The following is an 11235-nucleotide window of genomic DNA, read 5'->3' on the forward strand; positions in this document are numbered from 1 at the left end:
CCGACGGCCCCGGCCTGCGCCCCGCCCTGGTCCCCGTCTTCAGTCACCGCCCGCTCCGGCGTGCCCGAGCCGCGGTCCTCCTGCTCCACGGTGGCCGCGCCGACGCCCTGGAACCGCCGCCCTCAACCTGCCCGCGGTGCGCATGCGGCCCTTCGCGACGTCCATCCTGCGAGCCACTGTCCATGACGACGTGTTCCTCGGCCACGTCCGCCACCGCCACCGCCACCGCCACCGCCACCGCCACCGCCACCGCGGCTGGAACGACCGGCACGCCCATCCGATCGAGGACACCCACCGCGCACTGGCCGAACTGTGCGAGATCGCAGGACCGGTCCCCGTCGTGCTCGTGGGCCACTCCATGGGAGCCCGGGCCGCCCTGCGCGCTGTCGGCAACCCCCGGGTCACGGGCGTCGTCGCCCTCGCCCCCTGGTGTCCCCCGGGCAAGCCGACCGCCCACCTGGCCGGCCGTACCCTCATCGCGCTCCACGATGAGACCGACCGCGTCACCCGGGCTGTGGACACCTGGTCGTACCTCACGCACGCCCGAAGTGTGGGCGCCCGGGTCTTCGGTCTGAGCATGCCCGGGGGCGGCCACGCGATGCTCCGCGGCGCACGCCGATGGCACCGCGCCGCCGCCGGAGCGACCATCGCCCTCCTCGGGCCTGCCTCGCTGCCCGCCCCGCTCTCGAAGGACAGCTCATGGACCGGCACGCCGACCCCGTGGAGGGACTGATCCGCACTGGACACGTCGGTCCCGCCTGTCGAGAAGTGCGGCGTCGAGGAACGGATCGGATGCGGTCCTCCTGACGAGGAGGCGCACTCCTCCCCGCCAGCCGCGGGGAGCAGTCGCAGAAGAACGGGAGCGAGGCGGTGATCAGTCCTGTCACGTTACTCCCGGGACACGGTGCCCCGTGCCCGTTCGTCGGTGTACGGCACCGAGTCGGCCGATGCGTCCGTCAGGTGGTGGAGGGCGTCCTTCCGGTCGGTAACCGTGTCGGCGGGAGGGAACACCGGCGGCGAAGTCGTGAGCCGGATCCCGTACGGTGCGGTGGTCATCCAGCCCGCCGTACTCCGTTCCCGGCCCCGCCCGCATCGACGGTCCTCCCGTCCGGCTGGAGGACGTCATCGCCGTAGAGCGCCTGTGCCCAGTTGGACTGGTAGATCGTGTCGAGGTAGCGCTCTCCGAGGTCCGAGGCGATCGCGACGGCGATGGTCCTCCGGGTGCCGTGGCGGGCGCGCCAGCCGGTCGCGCCGCTGACGACCGTGCCGGTGGACCCTCCGAAGAGGAATCCGCGCCGGGCGAGCGTGCGGCAGGTGCGCACGGTGTCCGCCTCCTCGACGGACACCACCTCGTCCACGTACGCCTCGTCGAGCAGTGGCGGCCTCATGCTCATGCCGAGGCCGGGAATCATCCGGCGTCCCGGCACGCCGCCGAAGATGGCGGAACCCGTGCTGTCGGCGATGATGCGCACGGACGGCTTCCAGGCGCGGAAGAACCGCGCGCAGCCCATCAGAGTGCCCGTGGTGCCGACTCCGACGAAGAGGACGTCGAGCTGCGGGAACGCGCGGGCGATGGCGGGGGCCGTCCTGCGGTAGTGGGCCTTCCAGTTGTTGGCGTGGGTGTACTGGCTGAGCCACACGCACCGGTTGCCGGAGGCGCACAGGGCGCGGACGAGGGTGAGCCGTGCCCCGAGGAGGCTGCCGCTGCCGGCCTCGTCGGAGACGACGTGCACGTCGCTTCCCAGGGCTTCCGTCATCAGGCGGGTGGTCAGGTTGCAGTGGGAGTCGGTGACGCAGAGGAAGCGGTAGCCCTCGCCGGCCGCGATCATGCTCAGCGCGACGCCGGGGTTACCCGAGGAGGACTCCACGAGGGTCGATTCCTCGGTGAGGGCCCCGCTGCGTTCGGCGGCCACCACCCTCTCGGTCGCCGCCTTCAGCTCGATGGAGCCGGCGAAGTTGAAACCCTCGCACTTGAGGAACAGAGGGTGTCCGGTCGTCGGCCCGAGATCGACGTACAGGTCCTCCTCGTTGAAGGCATGCGGGACGGATACGACGGTCACGGTGTTCTCCTCCTGGTCGGACCGTCCGACCGGACGGTCGCACGGGTGGGACCGCCTCATCCGTAGCGGTTCAGTTCGTCGAAGAAGCCGTCGACGAGCAGCAGTCGGCCGGACCGGGCCACCTCGTCGTAGACGTACTTGCCGACCGCTGGTGCTCTGACCGGGAAGGTTTGCCGGGTTGCTCGTTGTGCCGGTCGGATGTGGCGACGTCGGCTGGCATGGGGAGACGGGTATGGCGTTACCGGTCAGGGTCCGCGGGCTGACCGAGCAGGAGGGCCGGAAACTTCAGCAGATCGTTCGGCGGGGCAGCACGAGCTCGGTGCGGTTTCGCCGAGCGATGATGCTGGCCTCGGCCGGCGGCAGTTCGGTTCCGGTGATCGCGCGCCTGGTGCAGGCGGACGAGGACACCGTCCGTAATGTGATCCACCGGTTCAAAGAGATCGGGCTCGCATGCCTGGACGCTCAGTGGGCGGGAGGCCGTCCCCGCCTTCTCAATCGTGACGACGAGGACTTCGTCGTCCAGACGGCCACCACCGGCCCGACCGCACTGGGCAAGCCCTTCACCCGCTGGTCGGTCCGCACACTCGCTGATCACCTGCGGCGCAACATTCCCCGACCGGTCCAGATCGGCCGTGAAGCCCTCCGCTGCCTCCTGGCCCGCCGAGGGATCTCCTTCCAGCGGGCGAAGACCTGGAAGGATTCACCGGATCCGGACTTCGACGCCAAGCTCGTCCGCATCGAGTACGTGATCAACGAACGTCCCGACCGCACCTTCGCCTTCGACGAATTCGGCCCCCTGGGCATCCGCCCCACCGCTGGCTCCTGCTGGGCCGAGCAGCGCAAGCCCGACCGACTGCCGGCCACTTATCGGCGTGCCCACGGGATTACCTACTTCCACGGCTGCTACTCGGTTGGCGACGACGAGCTGTGGGGCATCAACCGAAGGCGCAAAGGCGTCGACCACACCTGGTCAGCCCTGCGGTCGATCCGCGCCGCCCGCCCCGACAGCGTCCCGATCTACGTCGTCCTCGACAATCTCTCCGCCCACCTGAACTGGAGAATCCGCAGGTGGGCGGCCCGGAAGAAGGTCGAGCTCTGTTTCACGCCGACCTATGCCTCCTGGGCCAACCCCATCGAGGCTCACTTCGGGCCGTTGCGGCAGTTCACCCTGGCCAACTCCCACCACCCCAACCACAGCGTCCAGACCCGGGCTCTCCACGCCTACCTGCGCCGGCGCAACAACAACGCCCGCCATCCCGACGTCCTCGCCGCCCAGCGACGCGAACGCGCCCGCATAAGAAGCGAGAAAGGCATCCGTTGGGGAGGGCGTCCCACCACGATGGTGGCCCGAGCAGCTACACCCGCTCTTGGTACACCCTGAGCTCGGCCGGCTTGAGTTCGCGGATCGTGGTCCACACCGCCTGTTCGGTCAGCACTCGGGCCCATTCTTCGAGGTCTGCTCCGGCGTCGTGGAAGAACCACGAGCGGAAGCTTCCCAGGGCCTCCAGGGCAGGGGTGAGTCCGTATCGGAGCTCGCAGTGGACCTGCACGTAGTGGTCGTGATCACCGTCGCTGTCGGAGACCTCGAACTGTCGGGTGAGGTCCAGCACGAACATCGCAGGACCGTCGAACGCATAGGTCCCGTACTGGAACAGAAGACCGTCGGCATCGGGTGTGTCCGGGACGTGGAACAGCTGACGGCCGAAACGAAGGAAGGCGAACCAGACGTCTTCCGGGACCGGATCGGCAAAGGCTCGGGGACCCGGTTCACTCTCCAGCAGCCCCACGGCCTCATCCACCGACGGTCTCCGCGTCATCCCTGCCCTCCTCTTCCAACGCAGCCGGGCCGAGCCTACTCAACCCGGCGGACCTTCCCGGTCAGAGCACTAGGGTGTCGTCGGCGGCGGCCGTGCTCCAGTCGGATCCGGCTGGAGCGTCCGTGAGCTCGCGCACCGCCTCCGCCACCTGGTCGGCCTGCTCCTCGAGGCCGGGACCTGCCCGGTCCACCAGCCCCATGCCGTCCACAACGCTGCGCGGCCACGGGCACACTGCCTGTCCGGCGTCCCGATGCTCGAGACATTCTGTTGGAGGGCCCCCGGGCGCCTGCTGGTACGCATCCTGAGCTGATGCCAAGGGCCCTGCCCTGTCCGTCTGGTCAGGGGTCCCGCCCGGTTGTGCGGGGTCGTCGGGTCAGGCCCCGTACAACCGGGCGGGATTACGGGGTGAGGGGCCGGGTCGGAGCCAGCGGACGGAGGAGGCGGAGTCGTTGCCGGCGTTGCCGTTGTTCAGGCTGGTCGACTCGCCCGGCAGGAGCGTGATCGGAGTGCCCTTGAAGTTCCAGTCCGGGTAGATGCGCACGATGTCGGTGGTCCGGTTGTACAGGGTGCCGGCCCGGTCGTTGAAGTTGTACTCCTCCAGGTGCGCCACGTCGCCGTCGAGGCGCAGGATCGGTGCCGAGCCGATGGCGTTGAAGTCCCAGTGGTCGTAGAGGCACGGGTAGCCCGGCGTGCAGGCGCCCGTCAGGTCGACGCACGGCCGCCGGTCCTGCCAGGGCCCGGAGCCCTGGTCGTGTGTTCGCTCGCGGTCCCGCTCCGCGGGGCCTCGGGCGGCGGGAGGTCAGGGCGCGGGTCGCGTCGGCGGTGGCGTTCGGCGGAGGAGAGCAGGGTGGCGGTGAGGGTGAGGGAGGCGGCCAGGAAGAGGGGGAGGAGGAGGCTGGTGCTGATGAGGGCGCCGGCTGTTGCTGTTCCGGCGGATCCTGCGGTGATTTTCAGGGCGCCGACCCAGACGAAGATCTGTCCGCGTGCGTTGTCGGGGGCGTATTCGTTGCGGGCGGCGAGGGTGGCGGCGAAGAAGTAGGCGTTGGCGATGCCGGCGGCGGCGTAGGCGGCGAGGGCGAGCGGGAAGGAGGGGGCGAGGGCGGTCAGCAGGAGGGTGGCGCCGACGACGGCGGCAAGGCGGGTGGTGAGCCGGTCCGCTTCCGCGCGGGAGGGCCGGATCATGACGCCGGCGGATCCGGCGAGATTGCCCAGTCCGTAGGCGGCGGTCAGGAGTCCGGCCGCGGATGCGCTGACGCCGAGGGCGGGGGTGCCGGCGACGGCGGCGATGGGCAGAGCGGCGACGCTGAAGGCGACGGTCACGGTCAGATACAGCGTGCGGCGCAGGGGCCCGGAGGCGAGGATGCCGGTGAGGGTGCGGATCGGACGGGGGACGTCCGCGGCCTTGCCGGGGGCCGGGGCGTGGGGCAGGAAGCGGATGACGGCGGCGGCGATGAAGCAGCCGGCGGCCAGGGTGAGGGCGGCGGTGGCGGGTGAGGCCCAGGCGGCGAGGGCGGCGACGAGGGTGGGGCCGACGGTGCCGCTGATGCCGTAGGTGGCCACGTCCCAGCCCTGGGCACGGCGCTGACGTCGCTGGCCGTGTCCGGCGATGGCGGGCAGGCGGCTGCTGATGCCTCCGGTGAGCAGGGGCCCGAACAGGCCGGAGAGGGCCAGCAGGGCGGCGGGGACGGCGGGGTGGGTGTGGGGGTGGAGCAGGACGGCGGCGGCCAAGGCTGTGCCGTGCGCGAGGGAGGCTGCGGCGATGACGGTACGGCCGTCGCGGGCGGTGTCCAGGCGGCGGGCTACGAAGGGGCCGAGCAGGTGGGGGGCGGTGATGCAGGCGCCCAGGGCGCCGGCCAGCCAGCCCGGCCCGCCGCCGGCGGTGACCATCAGCACGATGGCCACGACCGCGCCGCCGTCGGAGGTGCGGGCCAGGGTTGCCGCGATGATGTAGCGGGCCAGCGGGCCCCAGCCGGGCTCGTCGACGCAGTCATCGGTGTGCGGGTGCATGGCCGCGGGTTCTCCTGCGGGGGAATGGGGGCGGAAGGAAGTTCAAAACGCCGTTGCCCTCCCGCATGTGGGGAGGGCGGCGGCAGGGTGTCAGGTGTGGAGCTGGAGCTGCTCGATCACCGTGGCGAGGTGGGCGCGTTCCTTGGCGTCCAGGCCGCGCAGCGGCAGCGGGAGGTTGCGGTGGGCGGTCAGGCCCAGGTGGGCTGCGGCCGCGGCGACGACGCGCAGGGAGCCTCCGTGCCGGACGAACAGGTCCCACAGGGGCTGGAGCCGCTGCGACTCCTGTTCGGCCTGTTCGTGCCGGCCGGCCTGTGCCGCGCGGGTGAGGGCGAGAGCCGACTGGGGGAAGGTGCCGCCGATCACCGAGTACCAGGCGTCGCATCCCGCGTTCAGCCCGCGGGCCGCGGCGGGGTCTCCGCTGATACCGATGGTCATCGTCTCGGGCAGGAGCCGGCGCAGGTGCTCGACACGGGCCCGGGCCTGCTCGGGATCGGTAGGGAGGGCGGGGATCTTGATGGAGGCGACCTGCGGCAGCCGGGCCAGGCGGGTGTAGAGCTCGTCGGTGAAGGTGAAGTGCGTGGTGCCGGGGTTGTCGTAGATCACCAGCGGGACCGACAGGTTCGCGGTGACCTCCTCGAACAGGCCGAAGACGTCCTCTTCGGTCAGCGGCTGGTAGGACACCGGCGCCAGCAGGACGGCCGACGCCCCGGCGTTCTGCGCGTCCTCGGCCGCCTGGAGGACCTGGCGGGTGCGCAGGGCCCCGATGCCGACGATGACCGGCACGCCGTCGGCGTGCTCGATGGCGAGGCGGGCGACGCGGGCGCGTTCCTCAAGGGACAGGTAGGCGTAGGAGCCGGTGGAGCCCAGTGCCCCGATGGAGTCGACGCCAGCAGTGGCGAGCCGCTGGACCAGCGCGGCGTACGCCTTCTCGTCGACGTTGCCGTTGCCGGGTGTGGGAGTGAGCGGGAAGGCACTCAGGCCGGTGAACAAGACGGGCCTCCGAAGGGCGTGGGGTGGACTTGCGGCGGCGGACTGTGGACCTGCCGCCGGCTGGGCGGGCCGGGGTGGTCAGGCGGAGGCGTCGGGATGGGCCGGGCTGAGGTAGTGCACGGTGCTGCTGTCGCAGTGCGGCTGCAGGAGGGCCTGCAGGTCGCCGGCCGCGGTCGTGAGCAGCTGCTCGTCGCGGGTGGCGGCGACGGTCTCCAGGACGAAGGCGACACGGACGGAGTCCTCGGTGACGCGGGTGCGGTGGGCGTCGCGGTGGTTCCAGTGCCGGGTGAGGACGTCGGTGGTGTCGGTGTAGATGACCTCGCCGGGCTTGGGCGTCTCGACGGTGCCGGGCTCGCCGAGCGGGGTGAAGCTCTCGCTGCCGTCGGCGTAGCGGATCTCGACGTCGCCGGTGACCTGGTCGAGGTCGAAGGCGCCGGCGGGCAGGCCGTGGCGGACGGAGACGGCGTTGTAGGAGTCGACGGCCGGGTTGATCCGGGGCAACGCCCCCTTCTTCGCCAGGCGGCGGCCCAGGGCGTCGACGCTGGGCCGGATGCGGCGGGGATTGGTGCCGAAGGCGCGGTAGACGGCATGCCACGCCTCGATGCGCGGGTCGTTCTCGTCGGCCGGGGACCAGGAGCCGTCGGCGAGCAGGGCTTCCAGTTCCTCCAGCGCGGCGGTGGTGGCCGGCCACGGCTCGCGGCCGCGCAGGCCGGTGGCGGTGACGACGGCGATGCGCGTGTCGGGGAAGGCGTCGGCGACATCGGGGGCGAGGCGAAAGTCAGTGGTCATTGGAGAGTCCGTTCCGGGGGTGGTGTGTGGTCAGGTGAGGGCGAGGAGGCTGACGGCGGCGGCGGCGGTGCCCAGGCCGATCAGCTGGCCGCGGTGGATCCGCTCGGCCAGGACGCCGCGGGCGAGCAGGACGGTGCCGGCCGGGTACAGGGCGGTGATCACGGCGACGACGGCCAGGTCGCCGCTGCGGGCGGCGAGCAGGAACAGCAGGTTGGCCACCGAGTCCAGCACGCCGGCCGCCGCCGAGATCCCGTACGCGGGCTTCTCCGGGCCCAGGCGCCGGAACATCACTCCCGCGGCGGCCAGGGTGACGGCGGAGGACACGGCGCGGCCGACGATCAGCGGTCCGACGCCGCTGTCGGAGGGCGCCTGGTGCAGGAAGACCAGCTGCAGGGCAATAGCGGCCCCGGCGCCGAAGGCCAGGAGCAGCGCGCTGCGCGAGGGCCGCGCCGACTTCGCGCCGTGCCCGGCGCTGACCAGCACCACCGCCGCCAGCGCCAGCGGCAGGCCGATCAGTCCCGCCAGGCCCAGGTGCTCGCCCTGCAGCAGGCCGACGCCGACCGGCAGCATCGCGGAGATCAGCGCGGTGATCGGCGACAGCACGTTCATCGGGCCGATCGCCAGGGTCCTGTAGAGCAGGGCGAAGGCGGCGGCCGACGCCACGCCGGAGGCCGCGCCCCAGGCGAGGGTGGCCGGGGCGAAGGAGGCGCCGAGGACGGGCCACAGCAGCAACTCGACGGTGAGCGAGGCCGGCGCGGCGATCATCACGGTCCGCAGGACGTGGGCCTTACGGGCGCCCAGGCCGCCGAGGAAGTCGGCACATCCGTAGGCCAGGGAACTGCCCAGGGCCAGCAGCAGAGCGATCACGGTACGTACATCCCTTACTATCAATGGAACGACTACACCGTACAACGCACCGACCGCAGGTCGTCAACCGAACGACCGACGGGTGCAGCACACCGACCTGCTGCTGGAGGGACGAAACCGATGGCCGAGACCGAGGCCGCACTGCGGACGCTCGCGCACAACGTCCGCACGGCCCGCACCCGCGCGGGACTCTCCCTGGACGAACTCGGCCGCCGCGCCAAGGTCAGCAAAGGCGCCCTGGTCGGACTGGAGAAAGCCCAGGGCAACCCCAACTTCGCCACCCTGGTCCGCCTCGCCGACACCCTCGGCGTCTCCGTCTCCGCGCTGATGGAGGGCAGTCCCGAACAGCGCGTGCGGGTGGTCAGCGCCGACGCCGTCATGCCCCTGTGGAAGGGCGAGCGCGGCAGCGAGGCCCGGCTGATGCTGACCACCGGCGGAACGACGGCCACCGAGGTCTGGCGCTGGACTCTGGAACCCGGCGAGGAGTACCCCAGCCACCCCCACCAGGCGGGCGTCACCGAGACCGTGAGCGTCACCGCCGGCGAGATGGTCCTCGTCGTCGACGGCACCGACTACCCCGTCACCGCCGGACAGACCGCCACCTTCGACGCCGACACCACCCACACCTACCGCGGCACGGGCACCCAGACCTGCCACCTGATCATGACCGTTCACCTTCCCCCCGGCCCCGCCTGATACCTCAACGGCCCCTGGAACGGCCGTATTGCCCGCCTGTCGGCGAAAGGGCGGCAAGCTCGCACGGCCAGGGCCACACCTCGCCCCCCCCTCGCCGGGCGCCCCGATCAGTGCAGGAAGGCCACCACCGTGAACACGGTCCTCGAGGACCAGGACGTCAAGTACGAGTACGAGACGGAGCTCCGCTTCCGTCCGGGCGGGCCGGCCATCCTCGGCGTCCAGGCCAAGGCGGAGACTGCCGACGTGAAGTTCACGGAGTGGCTCGGGCTGTACGGCCAGGCCAGCGCCGTCCTCACCTTCACCGCCACCAGCAACGGCGAGACGAGCCCGGTGAAGAACCGGACCTACGAGGGCGGCCCGCAGGTGACCTGAACAGTCCGGCCCGCATACGGGCCGGACCGATCGGAGTTCAGCTCTCGGACGGTGTGGGGTCGGTCGGGCCGGCCGCCGCGTCCCGCCGGAGCAGGTGTGGTCGGCGTGGCTGTGCGGCGACCACCTCATGGCCGAACGGCGTGAGGTACTGCGCCGGTTCGCGAACGGCATCGACGCCACAGGCCGGCGCGTACACCGCGCGTTCCTCGCCAGCGTTCGCGTGCTCGGCGAGGGCGTGGACGTCACCGGCGAGCGGGAGGGTGGACTCGATCTGCTTCGCCGACACCCGCGACTCACAGGTGGAGATCGTCCAGAACATCGGCCAGGCACTCCGGCTCAACCGCGACGGCACCACCAAGGTCGCCCGCATCATCGTGCTCATCTTCCTGCGGCCCGGCGAGGACCTTGAGGGCATGGTCGCCTCCGCCAGCTTTAAGCCGCTCGTGGCCGTGCTCCAAGGCTTGCATTCGCATGAAGAACTCCTGATCGAACAGCTCGCCTCCCGGGCGCCCACCAGCGATAAGCGCAAGGTCCACTCCGACGCAATGAGAACGGGTGGATCATCAAGGCCGACGACGAGAGCGACGGCGAGGACCAGGAGCAGGACGAGACCGACGTCGCTGTCGAATCGGCGCTACTGCACTTCTCCCCTCCCCGGGACCCGGTGACGATCGCGGTATTCCTGCGGACCCGGGTCTACCGGCCGGAGTCGCTGGTGCGACTAGAGGACTATCAGGCCCTGCTCTGCTGGCGCGCGGAAAATGAGATCATCGGCCTGCCTGCCGTCCCGTATGACGCCGAGGTCGAGATCGGTGCCACCAAGGACTTCCCGCTCGGCCGGTGGGCGCGTCAGCAGCGCAAGGCGCTGCGCGCGGGTGAGCTGGAGGAGCGGTGCAAGGTGCTGCCGGACGCACCGGAGGCCGGGATGGTCTGGGAGCCGGGCGAGGAAGCCTGGGAGAACAAGCTCGCCGTCCTGCGGTCCTACCGGCGGACCACCAGGCACCTCGCGCCCCGGCAGGACGCGGCGTGAGGCCAAGACGCGATGGTGCCCATCGGGCAGCACATGGCCAGCCTCCGCCGTAAGGGCACGAAGAACGGGCTGGGGAAGGACGAGGACGTCGCGGCCGCCCGGGCCGCGCAGCTCGCCGGGATCGACGAGAAATGGGATTGCCCGTGGCCGCTGGACTGGCAGCGCCACTATCGGGTTCTGGCGGACCTGGTCGACGCCAACGGTGTCTCGCCGGCCATCGCCCCCGGAGTGCTGTCCGAGGGCGACGGCATCGGACGGTGGCTTCAGCGGCAGAAGAACCCGGGCACCCGGGCACAGCTCCTCCCCGAGCAGCAGGAGCGGCTGGCGAAGCTGGGCGTACAACCCGACCAGGCTCCCGCTCCCGCCCCGGCAGCCCCGTGTGCGACTAGGGCGTGTGTCGAAAGTCCCGCCTGCCCTCCGGGCAGACGGCGCTACTTTCGACACACGCCCTAGGGGGCGTCTTCAAAGGTGATCATGTGATGGGGGATCATGCTTGTCGTGGTGCGTCGTCGTGAGCTTTCGGATGCCGAATGGGCTGTGCTGTCGCGGTTGCTGCCGAGTTCGGGGACCGCGGGACGGCCTCGTTCGGACGACCGGGCGGTGCTGA

General features: G+C 71.2%; 12 protein-coding genes and 1 pseudogene. 5 read left to right on the forward strand and 8 right to left on the reverse strand.

Annotated features, from left to right (window positions below):
- Positions 1–142: 142 nt before the first annotated feature.
- On the forward strand, positions 143–733 hold the full coding sequence (locus ACIQKA_RS29510; protein WP_402542938.1) for an alpha/beta fold hydrolase: 591 nt from the start codon (positions 143–145) through the stop codon (positions 731–733).
- Between the two features lie 319 nt (positions 734–1052).
- On the opposite strand, the gene ACIQKA_RS29515 is transcribed toward ACIQKA_RS29510, so the two are convergent.
- A complete protein-coding gene (locus ACIQKA_RS29515) occupies positions 1053–2060 on the reverse strand; it encodes a pyridoxal-phosphate dependent enzyme (RefSeq protein ID WP_402542924.1) in 1008 nt (335 codons plus the stop codon).
- 232 nt (positions 2061–2292) lie between these two features.
- Between ACIQKA_RS29515 and ACIQKA_RS29520 the strand changes: the two genes are divergently transcribed.
- A complete protein-coding gene (locus tag ACIQKA_RS29520) occupies positions 2293–3441 on the forward strand; it encodes an IS630 family transposase (RefSeq protein WP_402542925.1) in 1149 nt (382 codons plus the stop codon).
- On the opposite strand, the gene ACIQKA_RS29525 is transcribed toward ACIQKA_RS29520, so the two are convergent.
- The 7 genes from ACIQKA_RS29525 to ACIQKA_RS29555 form a co-directional block, all read right to left on the reverse strand.
- Positions 3416–3847 (reverse strand): hypothetical protein, encoded by a 432-nt coding sequence (locus ACIQKA_RS29525; protein WP_402542926.1) that lies wholly within the window; start codon positions 3845–3847, stop codon positions 3416–3418. The two genes, ACIQKA_RS29520 and ACIQKA_RS29525, sit on opposite strands and share 26 nt — an antisense overlap.
- Before the next feature lie 91 nt (positions 3848–3938).
- Positions 3939–4067: a hypothetical protein gene (locus tag ACIQKA_RS29530; RefSeq protein ID WP_391096906.1), complete on the reverse strand. Its 129-nt coding sequence runs from the start codon at positions 4065–4067 to the stop codon at positions 3939–3941.
- Between the two features lie 183 nt (positions 4068–4250).
- A complete protein-coding gene (locus ACIQKA_RS29535) occupies positions 4251–4583 on the reverse strand; it encodes a peptidase inhibitor family I36 protein (RefSeq protein ID WP_402542939.1) in 333 nt (110 codons plus the stop codon).
- Complete coding sequence (locus ACIQKA_RS29540; RefSeq protein WP_402542927.1) at positions 4580–5884, reverse strand: MFS transporter; 1305 nt, start codon at positions 5882–5884, stop codon at positions 4580–4582. Before ACIQKA_RS29540 ends, ACIQKA_RS29535 begins: the two co-directional genes overlap by 4 nt.
- A gap of 90 nt (positions 5885–5974) precedes the next feature.
- Entirely contained in the window at positions 5975–6874 is a 900-nt protein-coding gene (locus tag ACIQKA_RS29545) for a dihydrodipicolinate synthase family protein (RefSeq protein WP_402542928.1), read from the reverse strand.
- Positions 6875–6952: 78 nt separating this feature from the next.
- Complete coding sequence (locus ACIQKA_RS29550; RefSeq protein WP_391096903.1) at positions 6953–7663, reverse strand: phenylalanine--tRNA ligase beta subunit-related protein; 711 nt, start codon at positions 7661–7663, stop codon at positions 6953–6955.
- 30 nt (positions 7664–7693) lie between these two features.
- The gene (locus ACIQKA_RS29555; RefSeq protein WP_402542929.1) at positions 7694–8530 is read right to left on the reverse strand and encodes an EamA family transporter; all 837 of its coding nucleotides are present in this window, start codon (positions 8528–8530) and stop codon (positions 7694–7696) included.
- Between the two features lie 120 nt (positions 8531–8650).
- Between ACIQKA_RS29555 and ACIQKA_RS29560 the strand changes: the two genes are divergently transcribed.
- From ACIQKA_RS29560 to ACIQKA_RS29570, 3 genes and pseudogenes are all read left to right on the forward strand, one after another.
- Positions 8651–9226, forward strand: a complete 576-nt coding sequence (locus ACIQKA_RS29560) for a helix-turn-helix domain-containing protein (RefSeq protein WP_383152141.1) — start codon at positions 8651–8653, stop codon at positions 9224–9226.
- A gap of 129 nt (positions 9227–9355) precedes the next feature.
- Positions 9356–9598 (forward strand): hypothetical protein, encoded by a 243-nt coding sequence (locus tag ACIQKA_RS29565; RefSeq protein WP_402542930.1) that lies wholly within the window; start codon positions 9356–9358, stop codon positions 9596–9598.
- Positions 9599–9665: 67 nt separating this feature from the next.
- A pseudogene (locus tag ACIQKA_RS29570) lies at positions 9666–11018 on the forward strand (Helicase associated domain protein); the annotation flags it as partial.
- Positions 11019–11235: the final 217 nt, after the last annotated feature.

Source organism: Streptomyces sp. NPDC092045, from assembly GCF_044756005.1.
Classification (GTDB): Bacteria; Actinomycetota; Actinomycetes; order Streptomycetales; family Streptomycetaceae; genus Streptomyces.